Source organism: Clostridium sp. MB05, from assembly GCF_046581255.1.
In the GTDB taxonomy this organism is placed as follows: Bacteria; Bacillota; Clostridia; order Clostridiales; family Clostridiaceae; genus Clostridium.
The window spans coordinates 1,619,564-1,637,467 of record NZ_CP174370.1 but is presented as its reverse complement, the minus strand read 5'-3'; the positions used below and the strand labels follow the sequence as shown (position 1 = coordinate 1,637,467).

Below are 17,904 nucleotides of genomic sequence, written 5' to 3'. Positions count from 1 at the left end.
TCTTTTAAATTCACCCTTATCCGAAATAGTTTGAATTTTGAAATTTAAATAATAGATACAATTTTTTCATATGAATATTTATATTTCTTAGAAATACTTATTAATAAATCCAATGCTTGCTTTTTATTTCCACAATCCCATAAAGTAGTAAACCTCCAATGAACATAAGAAAAAACTCTATTAATAATCCAAGTTTCCATCTCATCTTCATCCACCAATTTCTTACTTATTATATATGATTTTAACTTTTCAAATTCTTTTATTGTAGAGTAATCAAATTCAATTGGTATATTAAGACTTATTCCATTTTTGTGTATTCTATATACAGCAACACACTCATTAATAAATCCAACATCTCCAACTAGCATAAGATTTAAATATAAAAACGTATCTCTACTTTTGGTTTTCTCACGCCCAAATTCCGTAAGTTTTAATTTTTCTATATCAAATACTGTGGTTAGTGATCCTATAATATGTGTATAAACCGTTGTTTCATAATTGATAAAGTAATCAAGTCCATTTAAAATTCTCTTATTTTCAAAATGTGTATACACTTCCTTTCCTGAGATTTCATTTTTTATTTTGCAATTAGCCCATACAAATGATACATTAGGATTTTCTTTCAAAAAGCTTACGGCTTTAAATATATAATCATTTTTTATTAAATAATCATCATGATTCAAAATCATTCCGTATTTTGATGATACATATTTTTCCATTAAATTTTGACTATTAATACCAGCACCAAGATTAGTCTTATTTCTTATATATTTAATTCGCCCACAGTTATAATACCCCATCATCATCTTATCTGTACCATCTGTAGAACAATCATCCCCTACTAATATCTCTAAATTTGGATAATCCTGCTGAAGGCAGCTATCTATTGCTTTCTTTAAGTATTCTTTTTGATTATATGTTGGAATAATAATTGTCACTTTTGGATAAATTGAATTTTCTATTTCCAATTTTTCATTGTGTATTTTAATTTCATGTAATTCACTATATTTACTTAATATATCTATAATTTCTTTTTCCATTTGTAAATTCTCTACATATTTATTAGCCTTACTATAAAACTCATATGCTTTTATATGGTCTTCTTTCAACTCATAAAGATAAGCAAGATTATAATTCAAATCAAAGTTTTCTCCATATATAAATAAGCCTTCTTTTAATATTTCTTCAGCTCTATCAATATTATTCTCTAGAATTGCTATAACACCTTTAATAGAGTAAATCTCTACATCATCTTTAACTATTTCTTCATATTGAGTTATCATATCTTTAGCTTCTTTTAATAATTCTTGAGATATTAAATATTGAATATTATTTTTAAATTCTTTTTTATAGTTATCTAGCTCATCTTCTATTTCTCTAGTTTCATTTCCAGTTTCATATGTTGTGTTATTTTCTATTACCTCTACATCTAGTTCTTTTAAGGCTTCATATACAGTATCTGACTCCTTTTCATTCTTAGCATTTTTTAAAGCCTTCTCATAATAATTAATCGCTAAGTCATTTTCATTATTATATTTATATAAATATGCTAAGTTATATAATAAATCAAAATTATCTGAATCTATTGAGAGTCCTTTCTCTATTATTTCTCTTGCTTTATCATTATTACCTTCAATAATAGATATAACTCCTTCAATTGAATAAATATCTATATCATCTCTATTTTCATCTTTGTATTCTTCTAAAAGGCATTTTGCAGTTTGTATGTCTCCCTCTTCTACTAATCTTTTTATATCTTTTTTTGTAAATTTTTCTCTATTAAACTCCAATAACTTCACATCCATTCTTAAATTACTTAAAATTTTTAATTAACATATTGTTAAATACTAGTTATTTATATTTCAATTAAATCATTACCTCTACCAATTTGAAGTAATATCTCATTTATATTATATATAATGTCTTTATTTTTACTGTTAACTATGTATCCATTTAAAAGTTTATCTAACGCTCCATACATATTACCTTCTATATAATTTATTACACCTTCAACATTATATATTTCTGAACTATTCCCTACAATCATACTTAATTCATTAATCATATTTTTAGCTGAAGATAATTCACCTAAATTAACTAACTCATTAACTAATGTTAAAGCTTCCTGCTTTTCTTCTGCAAGATTTTTATCATTACTTATATTTTCTATTTCACTTTGTATAACTTCATAAACTTCTTTATAGGAGTTATATTCTTTTACATGAGATTTTAAATTTCTTATAACATTTACCAAATCATATTCCTTATCATTTATTATATCTCTAAGTTTATACCAAAACTTTTCTTCCTTTGATAATATACTCTTATATTTATCTATTTCTAATACTTCTTCAGTATAAATTTTATTAATTAATCTATATTTATTAATTAATCTTCTATTTACTAGGGATTTAAAATTTTCTCCAATTATTCTGCTACTTTGTATTAGCATTTCCTCTATATGGTCTAACACCATAAGTTCACTCAAATTAGTAGTCAATATTTTGTCCTTGCTATATTCTAATAAAATTTTTATACAGCTATAATCCATAGTTAATTTAAATATATATTTTCTTATAGCGTTATAATCTAAATCATATAAAAATTTAATATACTCTTTATCTTTATTTATTAACTCCGTTAATATATCAGCTTTCCATTGACTATAGATATTAAAATTTATTGATAATTTCTCTATATCTTCTGCTTGTCTCATTTCAACTATTTTTAGATATATATCTATCACATTATCAATATTTAAATATTTCTTTAAGGTTTCATTCTTAGCATCTATATCTATTTTTAAAATTTTATTATTGATTGAATTTATTATAAAATCATATATATTTTCGGAATCATTATCCTTTAATAATATTTTTAAATCTTCTATTTTATCTAACATAATTATAGATGTACAATATGTCTGTAAAATTGCATCTTTTTTAATATCTATATCTTTAGATTTTATTAAATTATATGAATTAATATATTTTTCTAACTTTACATAAGATACAGATACTACTTCTATAATTTCCTCTTCTCTATCTAATGAAAATTCTTCTAAATTAATATCAACATTAAAATTATTATTTTCTTTTGATTTTCTAACTTCAAAATATTTTTCCCCATATCTTATTGCTTCTTGATAATTGCCTTTATTAAAATAACAAACACTTAATAAATAATAAGTATCTAAAACATTTTTATCTACATTCATTACTTTTTTACATATTTGTATACATTTATCATATTCTTTTACTGAATATAGCTCCTTATAATATGTAGCAAATACAAATAAATATTTTTTAAATAATTTATCATTATTTCCTATCATATTTACTGCTTTATTTATATAAACTAATCCCTCTTTTTCTTTTTGAGCTAAAAAGTAACTTTGTGATAATTGAAAATATGTATATATATCATCGCCATTTTCTTCTATAAATTTCAATAAAAGATTAGTGTTTCTTTTGAATTTATACTCCATTAATTCATAGTCATCACTGATATATCCTTTATGGTTAAGTATTATATTAGAGTTTAATATAGGATTTTTACATATAGGCCTCTCATGTATTATTCCAATATATTTAAGAGCTGAATCTCTTTTAAATAATCTATATATATTTCCTAAACTACTATTCGTCTTGGAACTATCTGTAAAGTTTTTTATTTGAACAGTTACAGTATTATATTTATCTATTTTTTTACTGGTAAATAATCTTACTATTTCTTCTGGGTCTTCAATTACTTCATCTGCGTCTAAAACTAAAACCCAATCACCAGTACAATAACTTAATGAAATATTTCTCATTTGTGCAAAATCATCCATCCATTGGTGAAAAAACACATTATTTGTATATCTTTTAGCAATTTCAACAGTATTGTCTGTACTTCCCGTATCTACAATTATTATTTCTACATTCAATTTTTCATTAATTGCTTTTATAGATTTTAGTGTCTCTTCTAAATTTTTCTCTTCATTTTTAACCATCATTGCAATACTTAGCTTCATATTATCACCTCTTATTAATTGTCGAATTATTAATTAATTTCTTAATGAAATTAATTGATAATTTAAAATCTATTAAAATAAAAAAAATAAAAGTGTAGTTAATTTTAATAAATTAACTACACTTTATAATTATTTAAATTATCTTAAAAGTTGTAAAACACCTTGTGGTTGTTGGTTAGCTTGGCTAATCATTGCTTGGGCTGCTTGTTGAAGAATATTATTCTTTGAGAAGTTCATCATTTCTTTAGCCATATCAACGTCTCTTATTCTACTTTCAGCTGCTGTTAAGTTTTCACTTGTAGTGTTTAAGTTGTTTATTGTATGTTCTAATCTGTTTTGTTGTGATCCATAAGTTGCTCTTTGTAAGTTTATTTCATCTATTGCTCCTTCAATGTTAGCAACAGTACTCTTACTTGTTAAAGCTAATGTATCTCCTAATGCAGCTTTTCCTATAGTTAGTAATCCTGCAGCATCTTGAGTTACTGTAATTTCAACAGTTGAAGTAAATACATTTTTACCATTAAACTTAGTATTAGTATTAATGTTACTTATTTCTTGTGTTAATGTATCCATTTCTAACTCAATATTTTTTGTATCTTCAGCATTATTTGTTCCATTTTTTGCTTGAACAGCTAATTCTTTCATACGAGTTAACATAGCAGAAACTTCTGTTAATGCTCCTTCAGCTGTTTGGATATAAGAAATACCATCTTGAGAGTTTCTTGATGCTTGATCTAATCCTCTGATTTGTCCTCTCATTTTTTCTGAAATTGAAAGTCCTGCTGCATCATCTCCAGCTCTGTTTATTCTTAAACCTGAGCTTAATTTTTCCATTGACTTTCCTGATGCATTAGTATTGTTTGTCATGTTTCTGTGCGCATTAATTGCATTCATATTGTGATTTATTATCATTATAAATTCCTCCTTGATTTTTAAATTGACATCCTTGTCTTTATTTTATTAAAAAACTTTAATATTTTAATAAGGAAACTCCTCGTCAATACCTCTGAGGAGTAAGTTTCCATAACTAAATCATAGATTTAAAGTATCAATTATCTTAATAATTGTAAAACACCTTGTGGTTGTTGGTTAGCTTGGCTAATCATTGCTTGGGCTGCTTGTTGAAGAATATTATTCTTTGAGAAGTTCATCATTTCTTTAGCCATATCAACGTCTCTTATTCTACTTTCAGCTGCTGTTAAGTTTTCACTTGTAGTGTTTAAGTTGTTTATTGTATGCTCTAATCTGTTTTGTTGTGATCCATAAGTTGCTCTTTGTAAGTTAACTTCATCTATTGCAGCTTCAATTTGACCTACAGTGCTACCACTACCTAATGCTATAGTTTTTGTAAGAGTAGCAGCTCCTATATTTAATAATCCTGCTGCATCTTGAGTTACTGTAATAGCTACATTAGTTGAAGTAAATACATTTTTACCATTAAACTTAGTATTATCTGTGATATTTTTTACTTCATCTTTTAAAGTATTCATTTCTAAGTCTATATTAGCTGTATCTTGAGTATTATTAGTTCCATTAGCTTTTTGAACTGCTAATTCTTTCATACGAGTTAACATAGCAGAAACCTCTGTTAATGCTCCTTCAGCTGTTTGGATATAAGAAATACCATCTTGAGAATTTCTTGCTGCTTGATCTAATCCTCTGATTTGCCCTCTCATTTTTTCTGAAATTGAAAGTCCTGCTGCATCATCACCAGCTCTGTTTATTCTTAAACCTGAGCTTAACTTTTCCATTGATTTTCCTGATGCATTAGTATTGTTTGTCATGTTTCTGTGTGCATTGATTGCATTCATATTGTGATTAATTATCATTATAAATTCCTCCTTGATTTTTAAGTTGACATCCTTGTCTTTATTTTTTTAACTTTAATGTTTTAATAAGTTTACTCCTCTTCAATACTTCTGAGGAGTAAACTTCCCTAGCTATATCATAGATTTAAAGTGTAACTTATCTTAATAATTGTAAAACACCTTGTGGTTGTTGGTTAGCTTGGCTAATCATTGCTTGAGCTGCTTGTTGAAGAATGTTATTCTTTGAGAAGTTCATCATTTCTTTAGCCATGTCAACGTCTCTTATTCTACTTTCAGCTGCTGTTAAGTTTTCACTTGTAGTGTTTAAGTTGTTTATTGTATGTTCTAATCTGTTTTGTTGTGATCCATAAGTTGCTCTTTGTAAGTTAACTTCATCTATTGCAGCTTCAATAGCACCTACACTACTACCACTATTTAATGCTATAGTTTTTGTAAGAGTAGCAGCTCCTATATTTAATAATCCTACTGCATCTTGAGTTACTGTAATATCTACTGCTGAAGTAAATACATTTTTACCATTAAACTTAGTGTTATCTGTAATATTTTTTACTTCATCTTTTAAAGTATTCATTTCTAAGTTTATGTTAGCTGTATCTTCAGTATTGTTAGTTCCATTAGCTTTTTGTACTGCTAATTCTTTCATACGAGTTAACATAGAAGAAACTTCTGTTAATGCTCCTTCAGCTGTTTGAATGTAGGAAATACCATCTTGAGAGTTTCTTGATGCTTGATCTAATCCTCTAATTTGTCCTCTCATTTTTTCTGAGATTGAAAGTCCTGCTGCATCGTCTCCAGCTCTGTTTATTCTTAATCCTGAGCTTAGTTTCTCCATTGACTTTCCTGATGCATTAGTATTGTTTGTCATGTTTCTGTGTGCATTAATTGCATTCATGTTGTGATTAATAATCATTATAAATTCCTCCTTGATTTTTAAATTGACATCCTTGTCTTTTTATTTTATATTCAAAACCTCTATCATTTAGCTATAGAAACTCTAAATATAAAGCTAAGCTTATTAAGCTTCATAGTATAAATATCGTATATAAAATTTTAACTTTATAGTAATTTATAATTTTTTTAAATTTTTGTACTAAAAAAACTATTTATTCTTTTATTACTTTCATATGCATTACTAGCATTTTTTCTTTTATTTAATTCAGCTATTTCTAACTTTATTTTTTTCTGTGACTTTTCTATAGAATCATGTAAAATATTATCTAACTCCAGTAATCCCTTTGATAAGTATAATTCTCTTATTTGTGCATTAGCTAAAGTATCACCTTTAAATATTTCTTTAATTAATAATTCTCTCTCAACCATAGCCTTATCAACTTCTTCTAATTTAAAATCATCTTTTAAATATTCAAGTGTAGCTTTAGTAATTTCCTTATACTTTTCTAATAAATCCTCTAACATCATAATTATTTCATTCCCAATTGTTGCATTAAGTAACCTTGTTGGGAATTATATTTATTCATAATATTTTCTAATTTAGCATATTTACTATATAAAAGTTGCTCTCTTCTTGAAAAGTCCCTTTCCATATCTTTCATTTTTTGTTCATATTTTTGCATGGATCTAGTTATATCATTTGTATATGCTGTAGATGATCCTTCAATTCCGGCTTTTTTAATGATTGGAGAACTAACTGTTACTACTTCACTGTTTAATACCTCTTTTAACCTTTGCATTATTCCAGTACCTACATATTTTTGGTTAGATGAAAGACTTTCATTAGTTGGTTTTATTTTAGTAAACATATTAACAATCTCATCTGCATTTGTTTCTAATGCTTCTGTCAACTTATTTTCATCTACAGTAAATGTCCCATTTTTTACTCCAGAATAATCTGCTACAGGCTTTATACCTATCTTTTCTAAGTTGATACTACTGCCTTCAACTAAAGTTCTCATTGCTTGCTTCATACTATTTGCAATTCTAGTTAAATCAGAATCTCTACTAAGTTGTCCTTTTTGGACTTTTTCATTCCAAAGCTTTACTTCACTTTCTGACATTCCTTTCTTTTGCTCTTCTGTTAATGGCATAAAGCTTTTATCTCTTTTTTCCATTGTAAATGTATTTATTTTTTCTATTAACTTATTATAATCATTAATAAAATTTACTAATTTATCTTTAGTTTCAGTTGTATCTGTTTTCCCTGTTACTTTAACACCTTCTGCTGGTATATCACCCGTAAATTTAAATGTTACTCCATCTAGTGTTATTGTATTAGAGTTCTCTGTATGTTTATAAACTCCACCCTTACTATCTTTAAATATAATTTCTGCACCTCTAGATGGGTCAGAAACTTTAGCATCAGCTGGTACAATAGCTACATCTACTTTATAATCTGCTCCAGCTTTATCAGAAGTTAATACTATATTCGTTCCATCTGACTTAGCAGCAATGTTTATACCTTGTTCTTTTAAAACTTTATTTAAATACGTTTCTAAACCTTCAGATGAATCTTTTTTAGATAAATCAATAACATTGCCATTAATAGATATTCTTTTATTCTCTACATCAGTTATCTTTAAGGTGTTTGTACTAAAAGTTGCATCTTCTCCCAGTTTAAAAGAGCCTGTCTTACTATTTATGTTAATACTAGGATCCACAACATCTTTACCTAAAACTGTACTCTTAAATGTAATATCTCCACTTACATCAACTACAGCAGATAACTTATATTCTTTTAAACTTTCATTTAAAACTTTTTGTAATTTTTCATTATCTATACCTGAAGCGTCATTTTTTTCAATGCTTTTTCCATCAATAGCAATAGATTTTTCTTCTCCATCTATAGTTAATTTAATGGTATTCGTACCACTTATATTAAAATCACTTGCTTTAAAACCTGTTATAGTTGCTGCTGTTGCATTTTTACCGTCTACTTTTATTCCAGCGCTACTACTCAAGCTTCCTCCAATAGTAAATGTACTGTCTTTACCTAAAACCGTAGATTCAAATATAAAGCCTTTTACATTTCCAGCTTCAGTCCCTGCAAAATCACTATATCTAACAGATACATTAATTCCTGATTCTTTTAGTTCTCTATTTAAATTATTGGCTCTCTCTTTTTCTGTAGATCCTTTTAAAATGAAATCTTTCCCATTTATAACTAGTTTGTCATTTTCAGCTATTCCTGCTGTTATTACCATTTTGGCTGCAGTCGCTGTAGTACCTGTAATTGTATAATTTTCTGCTTTTGCATCACTACCACCTGTAACAGTTAATATGTCTTCATTAGAAGATTTTAACTTTACAGTTGACCAGTTTTGAGTAAGAAGCATACTATCCTTCTTATTAACATCAAAATATTTATTATAAAATTCCCTAGAGTCCTTTAATACTTCTCTATAAAGCTTTTGTTTTATTTCAAGTATTTCTTTTTCTTGACCTTTTCTATCTATTTTTATTCTATAAGGTTTCATAGAATCTTTAACTATTTGATCCATATCTAAACCTGTTGCTAAACCTGTTACCCTCATTTTACCCTCCTTGTTGATAATTAACAAATAAAAATAACATTTAATGTTAGAAAATCTAATTTAATTTTTAAATTTATATTAACTATCTTTTAATTCTAATTTGTAATTTTATTTAGAGTTTTTTGCAATTTCATATGCTTCATACCATGTATCTCTTACGTTTTCTATTACTGGCATTAATTCATCCATTGCCTGAGTATCTTTCTTTAAATTTATTTCTACTAATTTTGTTTTTATAAACTCATAAACTTTATATATTTGCCTTGCCCACTCTCCTGCATTTTGATCTAGGCTTACCATTAATTCTGTAAATATATCTTGAACTTTCACTAAGTTTTCGTGACTTTTTTTAATATCTTTATTAGCTAAAGATTCTCTTGCTATTTTTGAAAACTTTACAGCTCCATCTACTAACATTAATAATAATTGTTCCTTTGATGCGTAGTTTACGCTGTTATTTTTATATACGTTTAATGCATTATTACCATACATTTTATTGTTTCCTCCTACTTTTTAACATCTAAAAAGGTACCATAACCTATTGCATTTAAGTTTTCTTCTTTTTCACCATTAAGGCTTATAGTGGGTTTTTCTGGCTTTGTGGCATCAACAGTAATTTTATTATGTTTCATCTGTTCTCTCTCTTCTTTTACATATTCATCAAAAAATTTTTTCTTTTGCTTTTCGCTATCTTTATTAATGATTATGCTTGATTTTCTATGAACCTTACCATCTTTTGTTTTTTCATAAATCTTTCTTCTAAGATCTGTGTCTATTTTATTTAGTAAGAAATTCATAGTTACCCTCCCCTATTAAGCCTTCTTGTCTATTGCAATCCCTACTAGCTCGCACATTTTTGCTACTAGGTCTAAAATTTTCTTAGGTGGACATTCCATTATTACTTCCTTTGTATCTTGATTTATTATTTTAATCATTACATCTCCAAGCTTTTCATGGATAGAATACTCTGCATAGGTATGTTCATCTTTTAGAAATTTATTTAATTTGTCTATAGCCTTTGTTATATCTTCTTCTCTATATCCTTTATCCTTAGTTGTTACAGCTTCAATTACATCCTTGTTCACTACAACTTGCTTAACTTCTGCATTTTTTACCACATTTAGGTTAGCTTGTCCTCCTTGACTTGTAACCTTTATTTCCATCATCTTTTCCCCCTTTCCTTAAATTAGTAAATATGAAATCTGTAATTTAAATCAAGTTATTATATATTTTCTATAAGATTATTTAAAATTAGTTAAATATATTTATCTTTTACTAATATTTTTTAGTATATCTAGATTTACATTAATTTTAGTTGCTTCTCTATTTTCATTTTGAACTTCTTCATAAAGCTCTTTTCTTAATATAGTCATTTCTTTAGGCGCTTTTATTCCAAGTTTTACACTTCCATCTTCGATTTTAGAAATTGAAATCTCTATATCATCACCTATTAAAACAGACTCTCCTTTTTTTCTTGTTATAACTAACAAATTTAACCCACCTTTTTAATTAATATATTTTTTCTTTTATACTATATTTTTCTTTATCTATAATATATTGTTCCCCTTTTTTATTTTTTATATTTATTACTAGAGGCGCCTTTAAATTTGCTGTTATATCTTCTACTTTAGAATTTAATGTTACAATTGAATATAATAAAACATCTTCTTGATTTTCTATATTTAGCTTTTCTATAATTTCTTCACTTAATTTTATTTCATAATCATTATATATAAAAAATGGAGGAATTATTATAAAGCCTATATCTTTATCTTCTATTGATTGTAATATATTAAAAGGACTATCATTTTCTACTTCTTTTATTATATATTTTTTTAAATTATCGAAGCCTGGTATTCCTTTTACAAAGTTTATTATTTCATTATCTTCATATATCATTTTCCCATGTATTGGTGATGTTAATTCCATATTATATCTTCTCCTATCTTAGGAAATCTAACAGTGATGGTTGAATTATTTTTGCACTTACTTGAAGAGATGCCATATATACACTTTGAGCTACCGTTGCTTGAATATTTTTTTCTGCAAAATCTATATCTTCTGTTTGTGATAAAATATCCTTCAAGTTAAAATTTTGTTCTTCATTTTGATTTCCTGCAGATTCCATTCTATTTTGTTTTGAACCTACTTCTGCTCTTATCTTTAAGAGATTTGATATAGTTTCATCCATAGTTTTTAAATTTTCATTTGTTACTTTGCTACTCTCATTCGGATCAAGTGAAGCTATATTATTTGTAATATCTTTAAGTAAATTAATTACATTTACATCTGATCCATTTTTATCTTTAAATAGCAATACATCTGTTGCTGAGACACTATAATCCATAACAACGCCTTGAGAAACCTCAACACAAAGTTTCTTATTAATCATATTTATTTGATTTTCAACTTCTGGATCCAAATTATCTAATTCTAAAATTTCTCCATTTTTTCCACTTAAATTAAGAACATTATTTCCTGTTACTATATCTTTGTTAGATGCTAATGGTTTTGAACTTCCCTTAGTTCCTCCAAATATATATTTACCATCAAAGCTTGTATTTAATATTTGTGATATTTCATTTACCTTTTCATTCATTTCATCTCTAATAGCTTTTTTCTCATCACTTCCATAAGCTGCATTACCCGCTGAAACCATAAGTTCTCTAAATCTTTGAAAGCTATTTCCTAATTGTTCTAAAGCTGTATCAGTTGTATCTAACCAGTTTGTTGTATCTTTTATATTTTCATTATATTGAATATTCGATCCTATATCACTATGCAATTGCATACTTCTAGCTACTTTAAAAGGATTATCTGAAGGTCTTCTAATTTCCTTTCCTGAAGTAAGCTGATCGTTTAATTTTTTCATATACCCTTGATTTCTGCCAAGATCTTTTAAAAAGCTTTTGCTCATCATCTGATTTGTAATTCTCATTTACTTACCTCCTATCTCTTTAAGCCATTTACTATTACATCTAAAAGTTCATCTACTGTTGATATTATTTTTGCATTTGCATTATATGCATGTTGGAATTGTACCAAATTAGCCATTTCTTCATCTAAATTTACACCTGATACAGATGCTCTACTTTCCTCTATGCTATATAATAAATCTTCTTGGTTTGTTACCATTCTTTGAGCTTCCTGCGTTTGTACTCCTAATCTATCTATAGTGTCCTTAAAGTAAGAATCCATCTTCATTCCTGAAGTACTATTTTCAATCTTAAGTCCATTATTTAAAAGAGAATTTCCTCCCTTAAATTTATCAAACATATCTTTTCTTGTTATTACAGTTTCATTTATATCTTGAATTCTTATTAATGAATCTCTAAGTTGTGCAATAGCTAAAGCTCTAGCTCCATCGCTATCTCCATCCATAATATTTTCATGAGTATATGGAAATAAATCATCATGTGTTTTAGTTTTTATCTTCATTACATCTTCTAATATTTCCTTATTTACAGAAATATTTTTAGCTGTTATATCTTTCTCAGCTAGTAATGTTTGATCTAAATTCCCTAAAACTCCATTACCTCCATATTTAGCTATATCTTTATTAACAAAGAAAGGAAGAAAATCTTTTTCAGCTCCTGCTGTGTTATTTAGAGGATCTTCAATTCCACTGTGAATTGCATTTACTGAAAAAGCCATTGCTTTGGCTAATTTGTTTAATTGATTCATGTAATCTTCTATATCTTTTTGAACAGATACTAATCCATTAACATTTCCAGATTGAGGCTTGAACACCATAAGTTGAGAATAACTTATAACTTCTCCATCTCTTATTGGATATCCATCTCCTTTAGCTGCTTGACCATTTTTATCTGCCCATATAATTCTATTATCTTTAATCTCTTTAGCTTGCTCTGGAGTTATTCCTGTCACTTTTAAAGTTTGCTTATTAGCATCACTATCCACATTTCCATTTTTGTAATATGTAACTATATATGTTTTCCCAGAAAAATCACTAGTATCTAGTTCTACATTAGTTACATATGAAAATCTTGCTGCATCACCATTAGGACTAGAATTAACTAAAAGTGGTGCTTTCATACTACCAACCTCTGTTGGTTTTAAATCTATACCATTAAATTCTCTTTTATCAACTTGTATTGAAAATTTATAACTTAGTTGATCTAACAGTAAATCTCTTTTATCCATTAAATCATTTGGTGTATTTCCGGCTACAGTAACACTGATTATTTCTTGATTTACTCTATCTAGTTGCTCCAATAAGCTATTCACTTCAGTAACTGAACTTTTAAGCATATCTTGTGAATTAGTTTGTAAGCCTTCAAGCTTTGTATAGGTGGCATTTAAAGCATCTGTTAATGCTGCTGTTTGCTGAGCCACTACAGTTCTAGCATTTGAACTGTTAGGTTGCTTAGATAACTCTTGAAAAGAATCAAAAAACTTTCCCATTAATGTTGAAATTCCTGTGTCTGACGGTTCATTAAAAACACTTTCTACTTCATAAAGAAAGTTATTTCTTAAATCGTACTTTCCTAATACGGAATTCTCTCCCCTTACTTGATAATCTAAAAAGTTATCTCTTACTCTTTCTATCGCTTGTATTTGTGCACCTGTTCCCATTTGACCAGGTTGAATTGATGACCCCATTGATGGGCCACCAAAAGGTCTAGTTGTTTCTATTTTAGCTCTTTGTCTTGAATACCCAACGGTATTAGAATTTGCAATATTGTGAGAAGTTACATCTATACTTTTTTGTTGTACATTCATACCTCTTTTTGCTATATTAAATGTTGAAAATAATCCTGACATTTCTTCGCCTCCGCTTACTACCTCTTTATAGTTCCATAGGAATTATATACAGGTACATCTCTCTTAGGATTTATTAAATTTAAAAGCTTATTTGTAAAGCTTAATTGTTGCTTTATTAGTAACTCATTTGTATCCTTTTGAAGTATCATTTCATTTAATAGTTTTTGTATTCTTCTGTATATGTCATCTAAATCATTATCCTTTGAATCTTCTACTATCTCTTTAATAGAGTGTTTTCCCAAAGCCCTTCTTCTATTAACTTCAATTTCTGCTACAGTTTTATTTTTTAGCTTTATCTCTTCTACTATAGACTCCATTCCAAATACATCTTTATTTATAATTAATTTATATTGTTTATCTAATAAAACTAATAATTCATTTAATTCTGCTTCTTCATCCATAAGTACATTCTTTAAATTATTAATCATATTTTTGCCCTCTCATGGTATATATCATTTCTTTAGCAATAAGCTTTGCATCACATTTATATACTCCATTGTGAATCATGTTTTTAATTTCTAAAATTTTCTTACTATTATCATAATTAACATCATTTACTGAATAATCATTTAATGTTCTAGCTACTTCTGATAATTCAATCCTATCATAAGATTGTTTCTTTTCTAATCTATCTATTTTATTAGAAGTTACTTTATTATAATAGTTAATTCCATTTGTATAACCTACACCTTTAATATTCATAATCTCCTCCTAATAATATTCTTATATATTTATTTATCGTATTTCTTAGTTATAAGTTTATACATTAATTGAAAATAGTTAATTTCACTTATATTTTATCTGTTAACATTTCCTTTAAGTTAAATTTATCTAATACAAAAAAACTATATCAAATTAATTTGATATAGTTTCTTTAAATATATTTATTTAAGTGATTTTATTCTATCTGCACCACTTATAATACTAGTTATTCTAACTCCAAAATTTTCATCTACAACTACAACTTCACCGTAAGCTATTTTTTTGCCATTTATTAATACCTCTACAGGTTCTTCTGCAAGTTTATCTAATTCTATTAAAGATCCTGTACTTAAGTTTAATATATCTTTAATGCTCTTTTTTGTTCTTCCTAAAACAACAGAAACATTTAATGGAACATCTAGTATTAAATCAATATTTTTATGAGATTCTCCTATATTTCCTTGTGAAAGAGGTGCAAAGGTAGCTCCATGTACTTCTACAGATTTTTCTACTTTTCTTTCTTCCACAATATGAATAGGCTTTTCTTCTATATTATATGAATTACTACTATTTTCTTTATTTGTCTTAGTTTCATTTACAACTTTTTCTGTATCAACTTCAGTCGCAACTTCTTCATCTTCACCCATCATTATTGATACTATTTTTTTCGCAGTATTTATAGGTAATATTTGCATTATATTAGAGTTTAATAACCCTTCTATAGTTAAATCAAAACATACCTCTACAATTTTTTCATCTTCTGGTATGTCCTCTGATATATTTTGTGCTATATCATTCCATATTTTTGATTTTGGAGGTGATATATTTACTTCTCTTGCAAACATAGTTGCCATAGATGTAGCTGCTGAACCAATCATTTGATTCATTGCCTCTTGAACAGCACTTACTTCTATTTCTGATAATTCAGTAGTTTCAACTTGTCCATCTCCACCCATCATAAGATTCGCAATTACAGCTGCATCTTTAGTTTGCATTATTAATATATTTCTTCCAGTTATTCCTGATACATATTCTACATCTAAAATTATATTAGGATATTTGAATCCATCTTTAATTTCTCTTAATGTTGTAATTTTTACTTTTGGAGTTGTTATATTTACTTGTTTATTAATAATTTGATAAAGAGCTGTTGATGCTGATCCCATGGATATGTTTCCAATCTCACCCAAAAGATCTTTCTCTATATCAGATATTGCCACAGGCTCTTTATTCTCTGTGCTCCCATTTAACAATGAGTCTATTTCCTCTTGAGATAAAAACCCATTACTCATTCTCAATCACATCCTTATCTAAAATATCTAAAAATTCTATTCCTATGTTTTTTCCCATAATCCCAGGTTTTGCTATAAAATATTCTTCATCTTCTACAAAAACTTTAACTGGATCACTATATTGAGAATCTAAAATTAAAACGTCACCGTTAACTAACTTTAAAAAGTCATCAACATTTATTTGTGTTTTCCCCAGCTCAACATGCATATTTACCTCTACAGGCTCTATACCTTTTTTAAGCTTTTCTCTAGACTCATCTTCAAGCTCAGATTCATCAACCTTAAACCAATATTGAACAACAAGTTTGTCTAATACTTTTTCAACACTTAAATATGGAATACATAAATTCATATATGTTGTGCTTTTTCCTAATTCAACTGAAAAACTAAGTAAAGCAACAGGCTCATTAGGTGCTAAAGTTTGGTTAGCCGATGGATTAGTTTCAAGGACTTCAAACTCTGGCTTTACATCTAATATACCATCCCAAGCTAGTACTAAGCTCTTTATCATTTCTGAAGTTATATTTGATAAAATATTTTTATCGATTTCAGAGAATTCTTTTGCACTCTCTTCTCTATTTCCTGTTCCTCCTAAAAGTATATCTAACACTTGAAATGAAAATTGAGGATTCATTTCAAGTAATATATTACCTTGCAAAGGTGGCATCTTAAATACAGTAAGTATAGTTGGATTTGGAATAGAGTGAATGAATTCTTCGTATGTTATCTGCTCCACGCTTTGAATATCTACTTTAACATGTTTTCTAAGCTGTCCAGAAAGATAATTGCTAATTATTCTTGCAAAAGCATCATGTACCATTTCTAAAGTTCTAATATGATCTTTTGAAAACTTCTGAGGACTTCTAAAATCATATTTTTTTATTTTATGCTTTTCTTCTTTTTCTTTTAGTTCTTCTGGTTCAACATCTCCTGTAGATAGGGCAGATAAGAGAGCATCTATTTCACTCTGTGATAAAACCTCTGCCATTTCTCTCCCTCATTTCCTAGTGATTTAATAGTTTCTCTATGTCTATTATTGTTAGTAATTTACCCTCTAGGTCAATTACCCCTTTTATATATCCTTCTGTATTATGTGTTTCTAATTTTTGCAACTTATACTCATCTATATCTATAACTTCCTCAACCTCATCTACAGATATTCCAATTTCCTCTTCATCAACTTTTAATATTATTATGTTGTTTTGTTTTTTATCAGACTCTATATTTAACAATAAGTTTATATCAACTAAAGACTTTATGCTCCCTCTAAGATTTATTAAACCTCTTATGTAATTTGGAGCTTTAGGCACTCTTGTGATACTCATCATATCATTTATACTTAATATTTTATCTGTCTCCACTGCAAAATGTTCTTCACCTAGTTTAAATATTACAAATTGCATTTAACTTCCTCCTAAATAGTTTTAACCAACTACCTTTCTTATTGCTTCTAAAACTCTATCAGCTTGGAATGGTTTAACAATAAAATCTTTTGCACCTGACTTAATGGCATCCATAACCATTGATTGTTGTCCCATAGCTGAACACATTATGACTTTTGCTCCTGGATCAAACTCTCTAATTTCTTTAACTGCTTCTATTCCATCCATATCTGGCATTGTTATATCCATTGTAACTACATCTGGATTTTCTTTTTTATATAAATTTACTGCTTCTATACCATTGCAAGCTTCTCCTACAACTTCAAATCCATTCTTCTGTAATATATCCTTTATCATCATTCTCATAAAAGCTGCATCATCAACTATTAAAACTTTTGTCATTTTAATCCC

The 17,904-nt window shown here is 27.4% G+C and carries 20 protein-coding genes; all 20 read right to left on the bottom strand.

The genetic code is table 11. The features are described 5' to 3' along the window. Positions 1-44 precede the first annotated feature (44 nt). Positions 45-1,790: a glycosyltransferase gene (locus ACH36K_RS07580; protein WP_411170331.1), complete on the bottom strand. Its 1,746-nt coding sequence runs from the start codon at positions 1,788-1,790 to the stop codon at positions 45-47. A 65-nt stretch (positions 1,791-1,855) separates the two neighbouring features. Beyond that, a complete protein-coding gene (locus tag ACH36K_RS07575) occupies positions 1,856-4,015 on the bottom strand; it encodes a glycosyltransferase (protein ID WP_411170330.1) in 2,160 nt (719 codons plus the stop codon). A 138-nt stretch (positions 4,016-4,153) separates the two neighbouring features. Continuing rightward, entirely contained in the window at positions 4,154-4,927 is a 774-nt protein-coding gene (locus ACH36K_RS07570) for a flagellin (protein WP_411170329.1), read from the bottom strand. A gap of 140 nt (positions 4,928-5,067) precedes the next feature. Then, a complete protein-coding gene (locus tag ACH36K_RS07565; protein ID WP_411170328.1) occupies positions 5,068-5,844 on the bottom strand; it encodes a flagellin in 777 nt (258 codons plus the stop codon). 136 nt (positions 5,845-5,980) lie between these two features. After that, the gene (locus ACH36K_RS07560; RefSeq protein WP_411170327.1) at positions 5,981-6,754 is read right to left on the bottom strand and encodes a flagellin; all 774 of its coding nucleotides are present in this window, start codon (positions 6,752-6,754) and stop codon (positions 5,981-5,983) included. A gap of 167 nt (positions 6,755-6,921) precedes the next feature. Then, positions 6,922-7,263 carry a flagellar protein FliT gene (locus ACH36K_RS07555; RefSeq protein WP_411170326.1) on the bottom strand — a complete coding sequence of 114 codons (342 nt, stop codon included), beginning with the start codon at positions 7,261-7,263 and terminating at the stop codon, positions 6,922-6,924. 2 nt (positions 7,264-7,265) lie between these two features. Further along, a complete protein-coding gene (fliD, locus tag ACH36K_RS07550; RefSeq protein WP_411170325.1) occupies positions 7,266-9,332 on the bottom strand; it encodes a flagellar filament capping protein FliD in 2,067 nt (688 codons plus the stop codon). Between the two features lie 108 nt (positions 9,333-9,440). Further along, the gene (fliS, locus tag ACH36K_RS07545) at positions 9,441-9,824 is read right to left on the bottom strand and encodes a flagellar export chaperone FliS (RefSeq protein WP_411170324.1); all 384 of its coding nucleotides are present in this window, start codon (positions 9,822-9,824) and stop codon (positions 9,441-9,443) included. A gap of 14 nt (positions 9,825-9,838) precedes the next feature. Beyond that, positions 9,839-10,129: a hypothetical protein gene (locus ACH36K_RS07540; RefSeq protein WP_411170323.1), complete on the bottom strand. Its 291-nt coding sequence runs from the start codon at positions 10,127-10,129 to the stop codon at positions 9,839-9,841. Positions 10,130-10,144: 15 nt separating this feature from the next. Further along, positions 10,145-10,498 carry a flagellar protein FlaG gene (locus ACH36K_RS07535; protein WP_411170322.1) on the bottom strand — a complete coding sequence of 118 codons (354 nt, stop codon included), beginning with the start codon at positions 10,496-10,498 and terminating at the stop codon, positions 10,145-10,147. A 99-nt stretch (positions 10,499-10,597) separates the two neighbouring features. After that, on the bottom strand, positions 10,598-10,822 hold the full coding sequence (csrA, locus tag ACH36K_RS07530; protein ID WP_411170321.1) for a carbon storage regulator CsrA: 225 nt from the start codon (positions 10,820-10,822) through the stop codon (positions 10,598-10,600). Positions 10,823-10,841: 19 nt separating this feature from the next. Beyond that, the gene (gene fliW / locus ACH36K_RS07525) at positions 10,842-11,261 is read right to left on the bottom strand and encodes a flagellar assembly protein FliW (RefSeq protein ID WP_411170320.1); all 420 of its coding nucleotides are present in this window, start codon (positions 11,259-11,261) and stop codon (positions 10,842-10,844) included. A gap of 13 nt (positions 11,262-11,274) precedes the next feature. Continuing rightward, the gene (gene flgL / locus ACH36K_RS07520; protein ID WP_411170319.1) at positions 11,275-12,270 is read right to left on the bottom strand and encodes a flagellar hook-associated protein FlgL; all 996 of its coding nucleotides are present in this window, start codon (positions 12,268-12,270) and stop codon (positions 11,275-11,277) included. A gap of 11 nt (positions 12,271-12,281) precedes the next feature. Further along, a complete protein-coding gene (gene flgK, locus ACH36K_RS07515) occupies positions 12,282-14,117 on the bottom strand; it encodes a flagellar hook-associated protein FlgK (protein WP_411170318.1) in 1,836 nt (611 codons plus the stop codon). Between the two features lie 17 nt (positions 14,118-14,134). Next, a complete protein-coding gene (locus ACH36K_RS07510; RefSeq protein WP_411170317.1) occupies positions 14,135-14,545 on the bottom strand; it encodes a flagellar protein FlgN in 411 nt (136 codons plus the stop codon). Next, a complete protein-coding gene (locus ACH36K_RS07505) occupies positions 14,538-14,819 on the bottom strand; it encodes a flagellar biosynthesis anti-sigma factor FlgM (protein WP_322545457.1) in 282 nt (93 codons plus the stop codon). Before ACH36K_RS07505 ends, ACH36K_RS07510 begins: the two co-directional genes overlap by 8 nt. 182 nt (positions 14,820-15,001) lie before the next feature. After that, positions 15,002-16,111 carry a flagellar motor switch phosphatase FliY gene (gene fliY / locus ACH36K_RS07500; protein ID WP_411170316.1) on the bottom strand — a complete coding sequence of 370 codons (1,110 nt, stop codon included), beginning with the start codon at positions 16,109-16,111 and terminating at the stop codon, positions 15,002-15,004. Next, positions 16,104-17,099, bottom strand: coding sequence for a flagellar motor switch protein FliM (gene fliM, locus ACH36K_RS07495; RefSeq protein WP_411170315.1), 996 nt, complete (start codon positions 17,097-17,099; stop codon positions 16,104-16,106). Before fliM ends, fliY begins: the two co-directional genes overlap by 8 nt. Positions 17,100-17,115: 16 nt before the next feature. Beyond that, positions 17,116-17,514 (bottom strand): chemotaxis protein CheW, encoded by a 399-nt coding sequence (locus tag ACH36K_RS07490; protein WP_322413014.1) that lies wholly within the window; start codon positions 17,512-17,514, stop codon positions 17,116-17,118. A gap of 21 nt (positions 17,515-17,535) precedes the next feature. Further along, positions 17,536-17,895, bottom strand: coding sequence for a response regulator (locus tag ACH36K_RS07485; RefSeq protein ID WP_411170314.1), 360 nt, complete (start codon positions 17,893-17,895; stop codon positions 17,536-17,538). Positions 17,896-17,904: the final 9 nt, after the last annotated feature.

Excerpts from the sequence above, each read along its gene's own strand:
- ACH36K_RS07535 (WP_411170322.1), bottom strand. The coding sequence starts at position 10,498 with ATGATGGAAATAAAGGTTACAAGTCAAGGAGGACAAGCTAACCTAAAT.
- flgL (WP_411170319.1), bottom strand. The coding sequence starts at position 12,270 with ATGAGAATTACAAATCAGATGATGAGCAAAAGCTTTTTAAAAGATCTT.
- ACH36K_RS07555 (WP_411170326.1), bottom strand. The coding sequence starts at position 7,263 with ATGATGTTAGAGGATTTATTAGAAAAGTATAAGGAAATTACTAAAGCT.
- ACH36K_RS07565 (WP_411170328.1), bottom strand. The coding sequence starts at position 5,844 with ATGATAATTAATCACAATATGAATGCAATCAATGCACACAGAAACATG.
- fliS (WP_411170324.1), bottom strand. The coding sequence starts at position 9,824 with ATGTATGGTAATAATGCATTAAACGTATATAAAAATAACAGCGTAAAC.
- ACH36K_RS07505 (WP_322545457.1), bottom strand. The coding sequence starts at position 14,819 with ATGAATATTAAAGGTGTAGGTTATACAAATGGAATTAACTATTATAAT.
- fliY (WP_411170316.1), bottom strand. The coding sequence starts at position 16,111 with ATGAGTAATGGGTTTTTATCTCAAGAGGAAATAGACTCATTGTTAAAT.
- fliD (WP_411170325.1), bottom strand. The coding sequence starts at position 9,332 with ATGAGGGTAACAGGTTTAGCAACAGGTTTAGATATGGATCAAATAGTT.
- ACH36K_RS07510 (WP_411170317.1), bottom strand. The coding sequence starts at position 14,545 with ATGATTAATAATTTAAAGAATGTACTTATGGATGAAGAAGCAGAATTA.
- ACH36K_RS07575 (WP_411170330.1), bottom strand. The coding sequence starts at position 4,015 with ATGAAGCTAAGTATTGCAATGATGGTTAAAAATGAAGAGAAAAATTTA.
- fliW (WP_411170320.1), bottom strand. The coding sequence starts at position 11,261 with ATGGAATTAACATCACCAATACATGGGAAAATGATATATGAAGATAAT.
- ACH36K_RS07560 (WP_411170327.1), bottom strand. The coding sequence starts at position 6,754 with ATGATTATTAATCACAACATGAATGCAATTAATGCACACAGAAACATG.
- ACH36K_RS07485 (WP_411170314.1), bottom strand. The coding sequence starts at position 17,895 with ATGACAAAAGTTTTAATAGTTGATGATGCAGCTTTTATGAGAATGATG.
- ACH36K_RS07540 (WP_411170323.1), bottom strand. The coding sequence starts at position 10,129 with ATGAATTTCTTACTAAATAAAATAGACACAGATCTTAGAAGAAAGATT.
- flgK (WP_411170318.1), bottom strand. The coding sequence starts at position 14,117 with ATGTCAGGATTATTTTCAACATTTAATATAGCAAAAAGAGGTATGAAT.
- ACH36K_RS07490 (WP_322413014.1), bottom strand. The coding sequence starts at position 17,514 with ATGCAATTTGTAATATTTAAACTAGGTGAAGAACATTTTGCAGTGGAG.
- fliM (WP_411170315.1), bottom strand. The coding sequence starts at position 17,099 with ATGGCAGAGGTTTTATCACAGAGTGAAATAGATGCTCTCTTATCTGCC.
- ACH36K_RS07570 (WP_411170329.1), bottom strand. The coding sequence starts at position 4,927 with ATGATAATAAATCACAATATGAATGCAATTAATGCGCACAGAAACATG.